Source organism: Neorhizobium phenanthreniclasticum (genome assembly GCF_040066075.1).
Classification (GTDB): Bacteria; Pseudomonadota; Alphaproteobacteria; order Rhizobiales; family Rhizobiaceae; genus Neorhizobium; species Neorhizobium petrolearium.
On sequence record NZ_JBEAAL010000055.1, the window covers coordinates 1 to 15853 of the forward strand.

At 59.5% G+C, this 15853-nt stretch carries 16 protein-coding genes; 10 read left to right on the forward strand and 6 right to left on the reverse strand.

The features are described 5' to 3' along the window. The 3 genes from ABK249_RS32985 to ABK249_RS32995 form a co-directional block, all read left to right on the forward strand. Window positions 1-394, forward strand: a 394-nt coding sequence (locus ABK249_RS32985) for a transposase (RefSeq protein ID WP_348864863.1), incomplete at its 5' end; no start/stop codon positions are given. Window positions 395-596: 202 nt separating this feature from the next. After that, window positions 597-845 (forward strand): type II toxin-antitoxin system ParD family antitoxin, encoded by a 249-nt coding sequence (locus tag ABK249_RS32990; RefSeq protein WP_037148912.1) that lies wholly within the window; start codon window positions 597-599, stop codon window positions 843-845. Continuing rightward, the gene (locus tag ABK249_RS32995; protein WP_037148910.1) at window positions 842-1132 is read left to right on the forward strand and encodes a type II toxin-antitoxin system RelE/ParE family toxin; all 291 of its coding nucleotides are present in this window, start codon (window positions 842-844) and stop codon (window positions 1130-1132) included. Before ABK249_RS32990 ends, ABK249_RS32995 begins: the two co-directional genes overlap by 4 nt. A 563-nt stretch (window positions 1133-1695) precedes the next feature. Here ABK249_RS32995 and ABK249_RS33000 read toward each other — a convergent pair. Next, window positions 1696-4059: a hypothetical protein gene (locus tag ABK249_RS33000; protein ID WP_407722183.1), complete on the reverse strand. Its 2364-nt coding sequence runs from the start codon at window positions 4057-4059 to the stop codon at window positions 1696-1698. Window positions 4060-4297: 238 nt separating this feature from the next. On the opposite strand from ABK249_RS33000, the gene ABK249_RS33005 reads away from it, so the two are divergent. Next, window positions 4298-5479, forward strand: coding sequence for a Fic family protein (locus ABK249_RS33005; RefSeq protein WP_227705581.1), 1182 nt, complete (start codon window positions 4298-4300; stop codon window positions 5477-5479). A gap of 64 nt (window positions 5480-5543) precedes the next feature. On the opposite strand, the gene ABK249_RS33010 is transcribed toward ABK249_RS33005, so the two are convergent. Then, window positions 5544-6530 (reverse strand): NAD(P)H-quinone oxidoreductase, encoded by a 987-nt coding sequence (locus ABK249_RS33010; RefSeq protein ID WP_227705582.1) that lies wholly within the window; start codon window positions 6528-6530, stop codon window positions 5544-5546. A gap of 12 nt (window positions 6531-6542) precedes the next feature. Continuing rightward, complete coding sequence (locus ABK249_RS33015; protein ID WP_037148905.1) at window positions 6543-7079, reverse strand: hypothetical protein; 537 nt, start codon at window positions 7077-7079, stop codon at window positions 6543-6545. A gap of 116 nt (window positions 7080-7195) precedes the next feature. On the opposite strand from ABK249_RS33015, the gene ABK249_RS33020 reads away from it, so the two are divergent. Continuing rightward, window positions 7196-8110: a LysR family transcriptional regulator gene (locus ABK249_RS33020; RefSeq protein WP_227705583.1), complete on the forward strand. Its 915-nt coding sequence runs from the start codon at window positions 7196-7198 to the stop codon at window positions 8108-8110. A 373-nt stretch (window positions 8111-8483) separates the two neighbouring features. Here the strand turns inward: ABK249_RS33020 and ABK249_RS33025 are convergent, their stop codons facing one another. The 3 genes from ABK249_RS33025 to ABK249_RS33035 are packed head-to-tail and all read right to left on the reverse strand — an operon-like array spanning window position 8484 to window position 10969. Further along, complete coding sequence (locus ABK249_RS33025; RefSeq protein WP_037148899.1) at window positions 8484-8813, reverse strand: thiolase C-terminal domain-containing protein; 330 nt, start codon at window positions 8811-8813, stop codon at window positions 8484-8486. 57 nt (window positions 8814-8870) lie between these two features. Then, window positions 8871-10310, reverse strand: a complete 1440-nt coding sequence (locus tag ABK249_RS33030) for an ATP-binding protein (protein ID WP_227705584.1) — start codon at window positions 10308-10310, stop codon at window positions 8871-8873. Next, window positions 10307-10969 (reverse strand): response regulator, encoded by a 663-nt coding sequence (locus ABK249_RS33035; protein ID WP_227705585.1) that lies wholly within the window; start codon window positions 10967-10969, stop codon window positions 10307-10309. Before ABK249_RS33035 ends, ABK249_RS33030 begins: the two co-directional genes overlap by 4 nt. Before the next feature lie 104 nt (window positions 10970-11073). Here ABK249_RS33035 and dsbD point away from each other — a divergent pair, with 104 nt between their 5' ends. The 5 genes from dsbD (at window position 11074) to ABK249_RS33060 (ending at window position 15720) form a co-directional block, all read left to right on the forward strand. After that, a complete protein-coding gene (gene dsbD / locus ABK249_RS33040; RefSeq protein WP_348864865.1) occupies window positions 11074-12918 on the forward strand; it encodes a protein-disulfide reductase DsbD in 1845 nt (614 codons plus the stop codon). Continuing rightward, window positions 12918-13733 (forward strand): TlpA disulfide reductase family protein, encoded by an 816-nt coding sequence (locus ABK249_RS33045; RefSeq protein WP_227705587.1) that lies wholly within the window; start codon window positions 12918-12920, stop codon window positions 13731-13733. The genes dsbD and ABK249_RS33045 overlap by 1 nt, the downstream gene beginning before the upstream one ends. Then, window positions 13730-14425 carry a L,D-transpeptidase gene (locus ABK249_RS33050; protein WP_227705588.1) on the forward strand — a complete coding sequence of 232 codons (696 nt, stop codon included), beginning with the start codon at window positions 13730-13732 and terminating at the stop codon, window positions 14423-14425. Before ABK249_RS33045 ends, ABK249_RS33050 begins: the two co-directional genes overlap by 4 nt. A gap of 1 nt (window position 14426) precedes the next feature. After that, complete coding sequence (locus ABK249_RS33055; protein WP_037148890.1) at window positions 14427-15038, forward strand: DsbA family protein; 612 nt, start codon at window positions 14427-14429, stop codon at window positions 15036-15038. 373 nt (window positions 15039-15411) lie between these two features. Continuing rightward, window positions 15412-15720: a type II toxin-antitoxin system RelB/DinJ family antitoxin gene (locus tag ABK249_RS33060; RefSeq protein ID WP_037148883.1), complete on the forward strand. Its 309-nt coding sequence runs from the start codon at window positions 15412-15414 to the stop codon at window positions 15718-15720. Window positions 15721-15853 lie beyond the last annotated feature (133 nt).

Here is a 15853-nt window from a genome sequence, read left to right on the forward strand (position 1 = left end):
CGACCAGTTCACTGCCGATGGAGCTTATGATGGCTATCCAACCTACGACGCAGTTCTCCGTCACAGCGCAAACGCAAGGGTCGTCATTCCACCGCGCTCGAACGCTGTTGAACGGCCCAACATCCAAGCATCCTGCCAGAGAGAGGATCACACAGCATCCATGCAGGCAGATGGTCGACTGAAATGGCAGGCATTGACCGGCTATGGTAAACGAGCTTTGGTTGAAACCGCGATGGGTCGATACAAGGGCGTCATTGGACTGCGTTTGCACGCTCGGTCATTCCTCGCTCAACAGACAGAGGCTGCGATCGGCGTCGCCATCCTGAACCGAATGCTTGCCTGCGGACGCCCGAAATCCGTTCGTTGCCAAGCCTCGACGGGGGCAACCAAGTAATCGGCCCATCAAAGACCGACTTCCGCACATTTGCTGATACCCGCACCAACGCCACGCGGCAACCAATTTTTTGCAACGGAGCCGCCTCCTGCGTGCGGCAGCCCCGGCCGCCACGCGCAGGAGGCTGACCTTGCTGGCCGCACGATAAATTTTGCCATTGTACCAATTTTTGGTATATAATTAAAAGATAGGAGATTCCGACATGGCTCGAAACACATCCATTTCGCTTGGCGATCATTTCGCCACTTTCATTGACACGCAAGTCCAGGCGGGGCGCTACGGTTCGGCCAGCGACGTGGTGCGTGCAGGCCTGCGCCTGCTCGAAGAGCACGAGGCCAAAGTGAAGGCATTGCATGCCGCGTTGATCGAAGGTGAAGAATCCGGCCCTGCAACCGCCTTCGATTTCGACGCCTTCAATGCGCGCAAGCGCGCCGCATTTGAGGCGAAATGACCGGCTTCATACTGTCCCCCGCCGCGCAGGCCGATGTCGAGCGGATTTGGGACTACACGGCGACACGGTGGAATGTCGATCAGGCAGAGCGATATATCCAGAATATTAGGGACGCATGCCGCGCACTGGCCGCCGGCACCCGCGTCAGCCGCCCCGTCGATATTCGCGAAGGATACCGGAAAGTCTCGGTCGGCTCCCACTTCATCTATTTCAAAAGCAACGATACGGGGCAGATCGTCGTTATCCGCATCCTTCATCAAAGAATGGACGTCGATAACCGTCTTTGATGGCTATGCAGGCCACGCCACAGGCTCACGCGACAAATCCTTTACCGTTCCCCGCCCCGCCGCGTCTTAGCGGTGCATCAGACTCTTGACGCGCCAGATGATCGTAGGTGACGCAGGTCGCCGCGAATGTCGCGCCTGTGGGCGACGGAACGAATGCGTCATCGTGTCCGTGGCCTCCTTGGAAACCGAAGCTTCGGTGACCAGTTCGACCGGTTGTTCAATATAAGGAGCGCATTTCTGCTTGGTCGGCCAATGGGTGACATAGCAGCCGGGACCCCGTCGACGCGCGGTCGCTGGCAAGGCGCGTGGTGTGTGCGAGAATTGAACCAGCCAGAAGCGGCGCGTTCCAGTCGCGAGAGCATTATCTTGACGATCTGCTGGACGCGGGCCTGCAGCTACCGTAGATGCGTTTCCTCGCGTGGGCCACCAACGCGCGGAATCGTCATTGAAATTCTCCCTTTAAATCGCGGGGCGCCGGTTCGAATCCGCTCAAGGCGGAGACGAGGACGCTCGGCCCAGATGCAACATGGTCTGAGTATCCGAGCCGAGCATCTCATTCGATCTTACGCAGCTTCCCAAACCTGATTGAGGATCTTTGCGGCCAGTGCGGCCTTGTCTTGCGGAAGGAAGCGACCGTAGTGCTGCTGAACGACATCGGGTGTATCCTGAATTGCGTAGCTCGCCTGCTCGTAGGATCCGGTCTGCTTCAGAATATGCGTCGCAAGAATGTCCCGTAGGTTATGGGGTCCATGCGGCAACAAGCCTTTGATGGCACCTCGCCCAGTGTAAGGATTATAAATTCCATAGCGTTGGATGACGGTCCTCCAGGCTTCGTAGAACGTGGTCGAGTTGTAAGCTGCGTCGGTGCTGGTGGTCTTCACCGTTTTGACGAACAGGGTTCCGGGGTCTTTGGCGCCGCCAAGGAGGACACCACGATGACGGTCGATATAGGCATCGAGATATTCGTAGAGGTCGAGCAGGTCCGGCAATATCAGCCGAAACGGTTTCTGTCCGAAGAAGGATGAACCGGAGTTTTTGAATGCGACCGACGGGATAAGGACCTCCCACCCATGGTCGCGATCACTCCAGCGCAGCTCACCGCATTTCAAATCCTCCAGCCGGCGTTCTGACGTCGGATAGTGTCCACGGGGGCAGACACGAAGTTGGCGAAGGTTCTTTTGCCTGAGACCAAGGTGCAGGCCCAGTCGAAGCAATAGGAATGATCTAACGGCTTCGGCAGCCGGTCGTGGATATCTGTTCTCATCCGGCATACGTCTCACGATCTCGTCCGTGATCTTGCGATATTCCGCCAGCGGGCTGTCCGCTTCAAGTACACACATGATCGGTTCAAATGGATCGCGATGCACGCGCATCACTCGCTGGATCTCCTTGGAACGGTTAGCGGCGTGTCGGTGAAACGCATCACAGGCGCCATGCCAGTCGCGAGCCGCGAAATCGATTTCTTCCTGCTCAATCAAGCCCGCAATGGGCCTGACATTCCGAAGCAGTTCCGGATGCTGCCGGATCCAACCGACGTCCGCGCGAGATAGGGCTTGGGCGACCATCAGCATGTCTTCTTCCCACTTGGTGTAGAAGCCACGTCGCTGTTCCCGCCACTGCAGATACCAGTCCCAAACGCCGGGGAAGACGAGAAGGCCGAAGCTTAACTGGCTGACTGGCACACCGAAACCCTTCACGACACCGTTTGGCGAGGCCGCAAGCGCACCAAACATCAAGCCGAGGTGCTCAATCTTCTGGGAGGCCGTTTCTTCACCCCAGACGCCGTTCCGTTGGAACCCCGTCGCCGTCAGCGTCGAAGTCTTGAAGCGGATGAGATCAGCCATTTCCATGGCAAGTCTCGGCGGTGCGTCGACAATGCCGGAGAGCAGATCAGGATCATCAAGTTCTGCGGCAACGTTCTGATTGGTGCCGGCCGCCGAGGCCAACGACCGAGAGGAAAGAAAGCTGCTGCCATAGGTGACGCCGGGAAATCGGATGGCATATCGCTGCTTGCTGGCCGCCGCCTGATAGCGGCGATATTCCGTAGAGCCGGAAATGATCACCCGGCGCACCCAATCGAGAATCTCCTCGCGCTTGGTAAAGGGCAGGCTGTTGAAGTCTTCGGGCAGGTGCAATGAAATCCGTCGACGCTCAGCTGGGCTGATGTCACCGAGATCGTGACCATACAGCGAGCGCGCCTGATGCGGCAGTTTCTCTTTGAAATATCCCTCTGAAAGTCGATAGCGTCGCTCGATGCGGCGGAGGATATTGAAACTGGCAACAGATCGGGGCACGCGCTCTCCCTGGATCCAGGATAGCAGTGTCTTATTGTCGAAGGTCTCATTCAGATGAACAACGGCGCGGTAAAGCTGCCAATAGGTGTCGCCGAACCGACGCATATGATAGACCAGTGCATTCTGAAAGCTCGCCGGGTCCTCGGTCGCGTCGAACAGTGGTTCTGGGAAAGGGCTGATCGGTTTTGGAGTCGGCCCACGTGGCACCGATTCATATGGGGCAACAATGCCATCGGCCGTCGCACGTTGAGGCTTTCTGGTTGAAGTCGCGGAGGCTGCCTTTTTGGCGGGCGCCATCTTGTCCGGGCGAGCGGTCGGCTTTGGTGGCCGTTGTTCTTCGACTGCTGGCGGTCCGTCTAGCCATCGGATGATTGCATCCAGGCCTGGCTGAAGCTGCTTTTTCAGTTCTACTGTCAGCTCGGCTTCGACACCACAGGCTTGGCCTATCGCCGTCCAGTCGAGTTGGCCACTCCGGAGCGGGGGCGATTTCCGATAGATGATTAAGCTCATCAGGAAGGGCCGGATGTTTTCCAGCACCCGTTTGGATGTGATCGGCGCGATACGCAGTTCGCAGAATTGGGATATTTTTCGCTGAAAATGACGTGATGAAAGATCGTGTTTGGGCATGCTCATTCCGTTTCTCTCGGCAACAGTGCCGAGGGCGAGCGGAAATATGACGCGAGCTTTAACAAAGCATGTATCGGGCGTGTCACTTCTAATGGCGCCCGTTCATCGTGTTAGGCGCCGATGTCGCCCGGATCAAAGCTCAGGAGTTCAATGTCGACGTTAATTAAGCGCGCTTATCTAAGTCTGTCGATTAATTAAATGAAATGCGTCTTGCTTAAATAACGGGCGCGGCTGATATTTGGTTATGTCTGATTCCCAATCCAAAAACCGCCTGGGTCGTTTCGTCGAGACGGTCGCGGCCAGTGAAACAGTGCGGGCGTTTGTACCCCCGCCGTTGCCGCCCGAGCCGGCGATTGATGTGCTTTCATTGCTAGAGCGACTCAGCTTGGCGGAACGCGCGCTAGGACGCCTGGATGGTATCACAATGCTGCTGCCGAGACAGGAGCTGTTTCTTTATATGTATGTGAGAAAGGAAGCCGTTCTTTCCTCGCAGATTGAAGGCACGCAGTCCACGCTTTCTGATCTCTTGCGGTTTGAGACCGAAGCCCAAGCCGGACAGCCGGTTGATGATATCCGTGAAGTATCCAACTACGTTGACGCCATGATGTATGGTTTAGAGCGGCTGGAAACGCTGCCCATGTCATTGCGTCTGATCCGTGAGACGCACGCCAGGCTCCTACACAGTGGGCGGGGAGGCACCAAGGATCCTGGAGAGTTCCGCCGCTCGCAGAATTGGATTGGTGGGACGCGCCCCGGTAACGCACTCTTTGTACCGCCACCCGTCACTGAAATGGCCGGTTGCCTGGATGCGTTCGAGCGCTTCATGCATGACGACCAATCGCGTTTACCGGCGCTAATCAAAGCTGGCCTGCTGCATGTGCAGTTTGAAACGATCCATCCGTTTCTCGATGGCAATGGTCGCATCGGCCGTCTGCTTGTAACCCTGTATCTTTGCATGAACGGGGTTTTGCGAAAGCCGCTGCTCTACCTCAGCCTCTATCTGAAGTCCCATCGGAGAGAATATTACCGGTTATTGCAAGAGGTGCGTGAGCATGGAAACTGGGAAGCTTGGCTAGACTTTTTCCTGGCGGGCGTTGCCGACACTGCCAATCAAGCATTTGAGGCTGCGACCCAGATCGTCGATCTTTTCAAGGAAGATCGGGAGCGAATCACGATGGAGAGCGATAGAGCAGGGTCGGCCCTTCGTATTCACGAGCTGTTCCAGCAGAATCCTTTCCACACTGCGAACCAGATTGTTCAGATCACGGGTCTTTCCGCGCCAACGGTCAATGCCGCACTTGCTGATCTGGAGCGTTTGGGCATCGTTGATGAGGTGACCGGCCGCAAACGCGGCCGCGTGTTCAGCTATCAGCGATATCTTGCAATCCTGAACGAAGGCACCGATCCCTTGCCCCTCAGTTCATGAAAATAGATGGGTCAAAGGTTCGATTTTCATCAAGGCGATTGGTCGGACGCGCCGTGTGCCTGCGTCATTCAGGAAAATCAGTCAGAACGATCTTCCCAAACAACCCGCCAGCCTCCATCCGGCGATGGGCTTCCGATGTAGCCGCGAGCGGATATACCGCTCCGATGACCGGCTTAAGCACTTGTCCCACCAGCGGCAGTACTTGTTCTTTGAACCGGCGAATCATTGCCCTTTTTTCCGATCGTGACCTCGATTTCATGACCGTGCCAATCAGTTGCAGGTGGTTGTGAAGAACGATGCCGAGTGGAATGATGGCGTTATCATCGCGCCCCAACAGGCCCACTTGGACAAGCCGACCACCGGGAGCAAGACTACGAATGTTGCGGGCGAGGTAGGACCCGCCGACAAAGTCGATGATCAGATCGACCCCGCGAGACGCCGTCGCATCAACAACTTCCGCCTCGAAATCCACCCGCTTGTAATCAAAAACAGCATCGGCGCCAAGTGACAGCACGTTGTCGATATTGCTTGCCGAAGCAGTGGCCAGGACAGTGGCTCCGGCAGTCTTTGCAAGCTGGACGGCAGCCGATCCGATACCGCCTGCAGCAGCATGAACGAGAACGGTCTCGCCTTTTGCGACTTGTCCGAGATGTGCAAGCGCTTCCCAGCCCGTGATGAAGCTTTCCATAACTGCGGCAGCCTCCATGAAGGACAAGCCGGCCGGAATGGCAACTGCCATTCCACTATCGACGCGCGCATACTGGGCATATGCGCCCCCACCAACGATGCCCATGACACGTTCCCCGACAGCAAAACCGCTAACGGTGTCTCCAATGGCCACGACTTCGCCAGCGACCTCAAGCCCGAGAATAGGGCTGTCTCCGTAGCTCTGCAAGCCATAGACGCCTTCGCGTTGAAGAAGGTCGGCGCGGTTGACACCAGCCGCCACGACCTTGATCAGAAGATCGTCTGGGCGCAATTCGGGGATGGGTGCATCGGCGAGGCGCAGAACATCCGCGCCTCCGAAGTCATCGAAGATGATCGCCTTCATTTGGATATCTCCTTACTTGGAAAGGGCCCGGCGGGCGATGCTTGCAGCAAAGAGAGGTGTCTCACGACTGTTGTGGTCGCCGCCTGCGGCCTGACGTGCTGCTGCAGCATCTTCGAATTTGATGCTGTGCTCGCTGAGGAAAGCCATGAACACATCCGTCGGATGGGCGGTAACCCTGTTGGTATAGCGGGTCCTGCCATCGTCGATCTTCTCGGCAATCAGTTCCCAAACGACATTGACCTGGGTCCGGCCGTTGGCTGTGAAGACATCGGAGATCGAGTTCATGCGGCAGTAGGCAGGCTCGGCGACCTCAGCCACATAATGCTGCACGACGAGGCCCGAGCCGATCTGCTCAACATTGATCGACATGCGACGACCGTCGTCGGTCCATGTGACGCCGGCTGCAATGTGATCAGGCGGGCAGCAGCGCAGGTATTCGGCTTCGGGCAGGGTGAAGAGCCAGTCGGCAATGTCGATCTTTTCGAGCGGAACGTCGATCTCTGCGGAATAGGCGGACTGGGAGAGAATTGTATCTAAGACCTTGACCATTGGAGTGTTCCTTCTGTTTGTTGGGCTGCCGCCCGTTGACGAGAAGGAAAGTGCTCCGGATGCCCGCAGATGATAACGAACTGAATGGTCGAAACGGTTTTGCGCTGTAGGCAAAGATGAGAGACCCACGGTTCGCAGAACATCTCGCTGTTTACGTCGATGTTGTCCGCAGTGGGAGCTTCTCTGCTGCCTCTCGGCGTAGGGCTGTCACGCCTTCGGCTGTCGTTCGACAGATCGATTCGCTCGAGCAGGACCTGGGCGTTACTCTCCTTGTTCGCTCGACACGGGCGTTGTCATTGACGGATGCGGGCCGTCACCTCTTTGAACGCGCCCAGCGCCTGCTCGATGATCTGGCCGATACCCATGCCGAGGTTGCCGCCTTCGATAGTGCGGTCAGCGGCACGCTACGGATCGCTTGTTTCCCGACTTTCGGGAAACGCTATGTTATTCCTGTTCTCGCCTCGCTAGCGCAGGAACACCCGGGCCTGCATGTCGAGCTGGATCTTACCGAGCGGCTGGCTGATCCCGTGGCCGAACGGCTCGACCTAGTGGTGAGGATGGGGGAGCTTGCGGACAGCTCCCTGATTGCCACGAAGCTTGCTCCGCTTGACCGCATCCTCGTTGCAAGCCGTGGCTATGTCGAACAGCATGGCGAGCCGGAAGACGAGAATGCGCTCCGCCATCATCGCCTTCTCGACAAGCTCCATGGCAATGATCTGCTCGGATGGTCTGACATTCTCGGAAGCCCCGCCGGCGAAGCCTGCAAACAGGTGGCTTTCCGGTCCGATGATTTTGAAGCGCTAAATAGCGCCGCGATCTCCGGAATGGGGGTGGCCTTTTTGCCAAGCTGGGTTTCGGGGCCATCCGTCCAGGCAGGTGATCTCATCCGGCTGAAGCTCCGCGGCGAGCGATGGAACGAGCGATCGTCAAGCATCTATCTCCTGCGTGCCCTCCAGGTGCCGTCCGCCAAGGTCAGGGCGTTTACGGAAGCACTCAAGGCCCATATCGGCGTACCGCCGCGGTGGGGTTGAAGTGGGGAATAATAACGGCCGGCAAATCAAAAGCTTATGAAGTCAGTGCTCCCACAACTTGTAGAGTGACGGTTCGATTCTCATCAAGAACCCGCAAATAAAACGGTGTTTTTCGCTCCGAAGTTGCAGTGAGCGCGAAATTGTCGGCTACGAAGCGTTATCGGGTTGTGGAGGAGCTTCAACTTCGCCCACCATTGGATAATGTTTGGTAAAGCTCCAGCAATGTTATTCGGCGCTAAGCGAATGCACCGCAATGCTTCCGGCAAGGTCAGTAGGGAGACAACGAGCCTGAAAACGTCTCTGCCGCCTTTACAGCCTCCAAACAGTGTGGGTGCTGCCGATCTGCCGATTTCTATGCAGATTTAAGTCGTTATCAAGTTCCACCAAGAATTGTTATGGAGCAGACATTCTGGGCCGGTCCGCCGCCGAGATTATGCGTCAGCGCTTGTTTCGGATCTCTGAGCTGGCGTTTGCCGGCCTGGCCGGTCAATTGCAGCCAGGCTTCATAGAGCATGCGAAGGCCCGATGCGCCGACCGGATGGCCGAAACATTTCAGGCCGCCGTCGATCTGGCAGGGCAGGCTGCCATCTGCATCATAGAGACCGTCGAGCATGTCCTTCCAGGCGCGCCCTTCGGTGCTGAGGCCGAGATCCTCCAGTGTCACCAGTTCGGTGATCGAGAAACAGTCATGCAATTCGGCCATGCCGATGCTCTCGCGTGGATCGGTGTCCGGCGGAGGGGATGCGAAGCAGTTTTACGATCATGGCGCGCTCCTGATCGGCAACTCGATCCTGCCAGCGGGATGCTTCAACTGGACGCGGGTCTGAGACCGTCGGAGCGGAAAGCAGGCTCTTGCTGTAAACCAGCGGCCGCCTCTCTCGAACGTCAGGCTGCCCCCGAGACGATCGAGCGCCATCTGGACGATCGACAGTCCGAGCCCGCTCCCGCGGCCATGGGCCTTCGATCCTCTGAAGAAGCGTTCCGTGACACGCTGCTCTTCCGCTTGCGGGATTCCCGGTCCCTGATCCAGGATCTCGACGAAAGCCTCACTTAGACCCGCGACGATGCGGCACCTGACTTCCTCGCCTTTCGGCGAATGCTGGATGGCGTTCTCTAGCAGATTGCGGATCGCCAGACGGACCAGGACCCTGTCACCTCGCAGAATGGTCGGGCGCTGCGTCTGATCGGCGAGTTCCACCGCCACGTGGACGTCGTTGGCCGCAAGCTGCGTCTCCAGTTCCGAGGCGATCTCGCCGAGAAGGACGGCGATGTCGACTGGCTCGTCTGTAGAGACACCCTGCGACGCATCTATGGCGGCAAGATCGATAAGCTGCCGGACCATCCGGCTGGTTCGGTCGACGCTGGTGGAGATGCGCGATAGCGCCTCGCGCTGGACGTTCTGGTCGTCGGTCCGGAGAGCGATCTGCGCTTGGGTCTTTAGCCCTGCGAGCGGCGTCTTCAGTTCATGGGCGGCATAAGCCGTGAAGCTCCGCTCGCGGTCGCGCGCTTCGGCCACGCGACCGAACAGGCTGTTCAGCGCCCGGATGACCGGGCGCACTTCCTGCGGGACCGTGCCGTCGTCGACCGGATGCAGTTCGGAGGCGGAACGGCCTGCAAGTCCTTCGGCAATGCGGGTCAACGGAGCGAGGCCGCGACCTACACTCAGCCAGATCAGAGCCGCCAGGACCGGGAGAATGACGATTCCGGGAAGAAGAAGCCCCTTGATGACGTCGCCGATCAGTCGGTCACGGATTTCGAGACTGTCTCCGACCAGCACGCGAACGCCCAGCGATGGATTGACGACGGCATAGACGCGCCACCGCTCTCCGTCGATCTCGGTCTCCTCGAAGCCATTCGTGTGGCTGGCCAGCGAGGTCTCGGGCGCGCTCTCGGACCGGCTGACAAGGTTGCCTTGCAGCGACCAGATCTGACAGGAGAGCTGCCGGCTGTAGCTGCCGCTGGCTTCCTCGAACGGTGGAGGCGGAGCATTCGCGGTTGCCGCGTCTGCCGCCGCGGCAGGATCTATCCGATGATCCGTGATCAACGAACTCACCATCCGCGCCGCTTCCATCAGGCGGGCGTCGAGGACGCGCTCGACCTCGGCCTGGGTGCTGGCGTAGATCCAGGCCGCGGCGAAGAGCCAGACGGAGCCGGTCGTGGCCAGCAGGATCGCAAAAAGTCTTACCCGTATGGAATTCATTGCGCCGCCCTCAGCCGATAGCCCGCGCCACGCACGGTCTCGATAATCGACGCACCGAGCTTGGACCGGAGCTTGTGAACATGAACTTCGACGGTGTTGCTTTCCACTTCCTCCTGCCATCCATACAGTTTCTCCTCGAGGTTCGACCTGGACAGGATGACTCCCGGCGTCTCCATCAACGCCCGCAGGATTACGAACTCCCGTCGGGAGAGGGGGACGGCGATGCCGGCACGCGATGCAGACATACGTGCCGGGTCGAGGATCACGTCCTTCCATTCGAGATGTCCGGCAGCCCTGCCGTGCCCGCGGCGCACGATGGCGCGAAGTCGGGCAGCGACCTCGTCGAGATCGAAGGGCTTGCCCAGATAGTCATCAGCTCCGGCATCCAGTCCCGCGATCCGATCGGCGACCTCGTCCTTTGCGGTCAGGAGGAGGACGGGTGTGCGGTCGCCGGATCGGCGCATCCTTGCCAGCACGTCGAGCCCTGATCCGTCGGGAAGCATGAGGTCGAGAATGACAGCGTCGAAGCTGTCGGCATCAATGGCCGCGTCGGCGTCGGCAACCGAGGTCACGACATCGACCGTGAAGCCGCACATCTGCAGCCCGACCTTCAGACCGTCCAACAGGATCTCGTCATCTTCAACCACCAGCAGGCGCATCACATCCTCATCGCAGTTCGTTCTCCCCCTGCTCCCGTCACCTTAAGGCTGCCTTAAGGTTGGGAAGCGAGACCGCCGCTCCAACCAAGCTACGGAGCGGAGCCTTGCGTTTCTTCCTGTCGGTATCATGTTTCATTGTGACCTTTGCCGCCGCCGCGGCCGCGCCTGTCATTGAACCGCCGCTGCCCATGGAGAAGGCTTTTCGTATGGAAGCCCGCCGCGACGGTCCTGACATCGCATTAAGATGGCAGCTTGAGGACGGCTACTACCTTTATCGGGAATATCTGAGTGCGACGGGCGACGACGGAAAGCCTGTCGAAATGTCAACTCCGCCCGGCGTCATCAAGGACGATCCCGGATTTGGAAGCACCGAGGTCTACTACGGCACGGCCACCGCGACTCTCGTCGCCCCGACGGCGGGTATGTTAAAGGTGACCTACCAGGGCTGCCAGGACGGCGGTCTCTGCTACCCTCCGACCACGGTCGATATCGATCCCGCTACGCTCGCACAAGCTATGGATCCGGCTGCTGACGGGCCAGTTTCGCCAGCAAGGCCTCAGTCACAGGCAGCCTTTCCACTCGTGTCCAAGGCGGCGGCGGAGCCGGTCGACGGTCCGGGCATCCGCATATCAGACCAGTCGGCCAACGGGGTGGTCGGTTCTCTCCTCGACCGCGGCGGCGTGCTGTTTCTGATTGCTGGGTTTCTGGGTCTTGGCGTGCTGCTGGCATTCACGCCATGCGTGTTTCCGATGTACCCGATCCTCGCAGCGACGCTTTCGAGGGAAGGCGAGAGCCTTTCTGCCGGACGCGGATTTGCCTTGTCGCTGACTTACGTCCTCTCGCTCGCTGCGGCCTTCAGCCTCTTCGGCGTCGTCGCCGCGTGGTGGGGCCAGAGCTTCCAGGTGGCACTGCAATCGACCACCGCGACGCTCGTCGTCGCCGCCATCTTCATGGCGCTCGCCCTGTCCAGCTTCGGGCTGTTCGAGCTGCAGCTTCCCTCCTTCCTCAGGAACCGGGTCGCGCCAGCCCGCGGTTCCGGGGGGTCGCTGGCGTCTTCGGCGGCACTCGGGTTTTCCTCGGCGCTGGTGATCGGCCCATGCGTCACGGCGCCGCTAGCAGGTGCGCTCCTCTACATCGCGCAGACAGGAGACGTTGTTCTCGGCGCGACGGCACTTTTCGCACTCGGCGTTGGCAAGGGAATTCCGTTGATCCTGATGGGGACGTTCGGCTCGGGTCCTCTTCCCCGCGCGGGGCAGTGGATGGAACGCGTCCGGCAGGTCTTCGGGTTCCTCTTCCTCGCCACCGCTGTGTGGCTTGCGGATGGTCTCCTGCCGGCCGGCACCGGTCTGCTATTGTGGTCTGTTCTGGCGATCACCTTCGCGGTCTTCATCGGCGCGTTCGACCAGATGAGACCCGAGGCGGGTGGTGCCGCGCGGCTTGCCAAGTCCGCAGGCCTCCTCGCAGGTCTCTATGGGGTCCTGCTGGCGATCGGCGCATTTTCGGGCGCAACCGATCCCTTGAAACCTCTCGCGCCCATCGCCGCTGCGCGGTCCGATACGACAACGGCGAAGAAAATCATCAAGGACTCGTTCCAGTCCGCCGCCTCGGCCGCCGAGCTGTCCTCGCTGCTGAAAGCCGATGCAAACGGCGCTCCGTCGCTTGTCTATTTCACGGCCGACTGGTGCGTCACGTGCCGGGTGATCGAGCGGTCCGTCCTTTCGGACGCCACGGTGGCAAACGCGCTTGAGGGCGTTCGCCTGATTTCCGTCGATCTCAGCAAGATCACCGAGGCCAACCGGTCGCTGATGAAGGAACTGCAGGTCATCGGCCCCCCGACGATGCTGTTTCTGGACGCCGGCAACAACGAAGTCCAAGCCAGCCGGCTGGTCGGTGACATCACCACGCAGGCCGTCGCCGCCTCTGCCGCGTCGCTCAAGGAAAGCCTCTGATGAACGCCGTATCTTTCGGCCCTTTCGCGTTCGATGCGGAACGATTCGCTGCCATCGTGGGCATGATCGTGTTTCTTGCCGTGGCCGCCGTCCTTGCGCACCGGGTCGACGACAGGCTCGGTCGATGGTCGTCGTGGACGACGCTCGCGGGTCTCGCCGCGGCGCGTCTGGGGCATGTCCTGCAGCATCTCGACAGCTTCGCTTCAGAGTCTTGGCGCGTCCTGGCTGTGTGGCAGGGCGGCTTCTCCTGGAGCGGAGGCGTAGCAGGCATGGCCCTGATGATGGTCGTGCTGTTCCTGAACAGCCGGAAGCTTGTCGCATGGGGTGCTGCAAGCGTTGCGGCGGGCGTCCTGGCAGCAACGGCGACCGCGGCATTCACCTATTCCAGCACGCAGATCCCACCTATGGCCTCCACTTTCCGAGCCCTGACCGGCACCCAAAGCACGGTCGGCGGCAAGGGACATCCCACGGTGCTGAACCTGTGGGCGACCTGGTGCCCGCCTTGCCGCCGCGAGATGCCGATGATGGCCGAACTCGCCGCCAGAACGTCGGATGTCGGCTTCGTCTTTGCAAACCAGGGAGAGCAGTCGGCAACAGTGGCTGACTACCTTCGGAACGAGAACCTTGAACCGTCGGAAGTCGTGCTCGATCCGCAGCTTCTCCTGAGCCGCCATTATTCGGCAGTCGGGCTTCCCGCCACGCTCTTCCTGGCAGCCGACGGCACACTGATCGGATCCCATCTCGGCGAGATCTCCCGCGAGGCTCTCGCGCAGAAGATCCAGGAACTTAAAACTCAGGAAGGAATATCGGAATGACACCTGCCCGAGTGATCGCTCCGCGGCTCCCGCTGATCGCGCTGCTCCTGGTCATGGGGCTGTCGGCCTGTGCCCAAACGGCTTCGGAACCTCCGAAAATCGAAACCCCGAAGGGGGATCCGTCCCTGGCCGGCATGTATGCGCCGATACAAGATGGGAAAGAGACCATTCCCGGCGTCGATGTCTCCAAAATGGATCCGGGGAACGTCCGTCAGGTGGTGGATTACAAGACCGGATATCCGCCGGGCACCATCGTCGTGGACCCCTATGCCAGGTTTCTCTATCTCGTCATGGAGAACGGTAAGGCGATGCGCTACGGCGTCGGCGTCGCCAGGGCCGGCATGGAATTCAAGGGCGAAGCCGATATCGCCCGCAAGGCCCAGTGGCCGGGCTGGGTGCCGACCCAGAACATGATCAAGCGCGATCCGGAGCGCTACGGCCCTTTGGCGGCGGGCCTGGAGGGTGGCATCAGAAACCCTCTGGGGGCACGTGCCCTCTATCTCTACCAGGGAGGGAAGGACACGCTCTACCGTATCCACGGGACCAATGAGCCGTGGACGATCGGAAAGTCCGTGTCCTCAGGCTGCATCAGACTGTTGAACCACGACATCATCGATCTTAACCGCCGCGTGCCGAAGGGCTCGAAGGTTGTCGTGCTCGGACCGGAAGAATCTGGAAAAGGAGAAGTATGAAATGATCACCCGCAGAAACCTGCTCGCCGTCACCGCCGGCGGCGCCGCTCTTGGCGCCGTCCTCCCGCGCTTCGCCTTCAGCCAGGAGATCACCGAGAAGACCGTCTTCCATGATCCGGACGCACCGGTTCTCGGTAATCCCGGAGGCGACGTCACCGTCGTCGAGTTTTTCGACTACCAGTGTCCCTACTGCAAGAAGATTCATCCGACGGTCGAGAAAGTCGTCCGGGAGGACGGCAATGTCCGGCTCGTGCTGAAGGATTGGCCGGTCTTCGGTGGCGCCTCGATCTTCGCTGCCCAGGCTGTTCTTGGTGCGGCACAGATCGGCAAATACGAGACAGCCATGGAAGCCCTGATGAAGACGACAGGAAAGCTGACGGAAGAAGACGTCGAGAAGGCCCTCACGGGCGCGGGCCTCACCATGAAGGAGATCGCGGCGGCCGTGAACACGCACACCGCCAAGATCTCCGGTCTTCTTGACCGGAACTACAACCAGGCGCTCGCCTTCAACTTTGCAGGCACGCCTTCGTTCGTGATCGGGCGTACCACGTTCGCCGGAGTGCTCGACGAAAAGGGGCTGAAAGAGGCGATCGCCGAGGCGCGGGCGGCTTGAGCGGATGGATTTGACGACGTACCGGTTCTCGAAGCAGACCCCGGCAGGGCTTTCGTCGGTCAATGCCCAGGCGGCATAGGGAGCAGCGCAAGTCAGCACCCGTCGTCGCATAAGGCTGCCGTAAAGCGGGCAGGCTTGGAAGCGGCCTAGGAGATCAACAGAGAGTACCAACATGGCATACGACATCAGAACCGAGGCGAGAACGAGCTATTCAACCAGAAGCCGGGTAGTCAGCGTGCTCAGGTCGCTTCATCTCCCGACTGCGAGCACGCAGATCTGCGGTCCTATGTATGCAGAAACATCTCCCGCATGTAGAGAATGCTAGTATTTGTCATTCGATTGCATTACATTTTGCCTGAAAGAGGAATCGCTCATGGCCGCAAATGCTCTTGTTCAAACTCGCATCGATGCCGAGGTCCGGGATCGTGCGTCCGCCGTGCTTGAAAGCATGGGGCTGACAGTTTCAGATGCCGTGCGGATCCTGCTGACCCGAACTGCCAACGAAGGCTCTCTCCCGCTTGAGCTCGTGACTAGCAGCGAGGGACATGATGCCTGGTTCCGGTCGAAGGTGCTCGAGGCGCTGAATGACACCCGGTCCGACATTCCGGACAATGAGGTCGAGGCCCATTTCGCGGAGCGTCGAGCAGCGGCCCGGCGCAGAGCACGCGACCTGAAAACGTGAAGCTCGTCTAGTGTGACGTCCCAGAGATTATGACTCGTTGAGCAAAGGTATTGGATAAGACTTTGCCATCTTTTCGCGGGCTTGGTCTGTCGAGAACATCCATCGGATTTGAGCGCCACTTTCGGTTCGACGC

Bases quoted from the DNA above. Each gene is read 5' to 3' on its own strand.
- ABK249_RS32990 (WP_037148912.1), top strand. From the start codon at position 597: ATGGCTCGAAACACATCCATTTCGCTTGGCGATCATTTCGCCACTTTC.
- ABK249_RS32995 (WP_037148910.1), top strand. From the start codon at position 842: ATGACCGGCTTCATACTGTCCCCCGCCGCGCAGGCCGATGTCGAGCGG.
- ABK249_RS33000 (WP_407722183.1), bottom strand. From the start codon at position 4,059: ATGAGCATGCCCAAACACGATCTTTCATCACGTCATTTTCAGCGAAAA.
- ABK249_RS33005 (WP_227705581.1), top strand. From the start codon at position 4,298: ATGTCTGATTCCCAATCCAAAAACCGCCTGGGTCGTTTCGTCGAGACG.
- ABK249_RS33010 (WP_227705582.1), bottom strand. From the start codon at position 6,530: ATGAAGGCGATCATCTTCGATGACTTCGGAGGCGCGGATGTTCTGCGC.
- ABK249_RS33015 (WP_037148905.1), bottom strand. From the start codon at position 7,079: ATGGTCAAGGTCTTAGATACAATTCTCTCCCAGTCCGCCTATTCCGCA.
- ABK249_RS33020 (WP_227705583.1), top strand. From the start codon at position 7,196: ATGAGAGACCCACGGTTCGCAGAACATCTCGCTGTTTACGTCGATGTT.
- ABK249_RS33025 (WP_037148899.1), bottom strand. From the start codon at position 8,813: ATGGCCGAATTGCATGACTGTTTCTCGATCACCGAACTGGTGACACTG.
- ABK249_RS33030 (WP_227705584.1), bottom strand. From the start codon at position 10,310: ATGAATTCCATACGGGTAAGACTTTTTGCGATCCTGCTGGCCACGACC.
- ABK249_RS33035 (WP_227705585.1), bottom strand. From the start codon at position 10,969: ATGCGCCTGCTGGTGGTTGAAGATGACGAGATCCTGTTGGACGGTCTG.
- ABK249_RS33045 (WP_227705587.1), top strand. From the start codon at position 12,918: ATGAACGCCGTATCTTTCGGCCCTTTCGCGTTCGATGCGGAACGATTC.
- ABK249_RS33050 (WP_227705588.1), top strand. From the start codon at position 13,730: ATGACACCTGCCCGAGTGATCGCTCCGCGGCTCCCGCTGATCGCGCTG.
- ABK249_RS33055 (WP_037148890.1), top strand. From the start codon at position 14,427: ATGATCACCCGCAGAAACCTGCTCGCCGTCACCGCCGGCGGCGCCGCT.
- ABK249_RS33060 (WP_037148883.1), top strand. From the start codon at position 15,412: ATGGCCGCAAATGCTCTTGTTCAAACTCGCATCGATGCCGAGGTCCGG.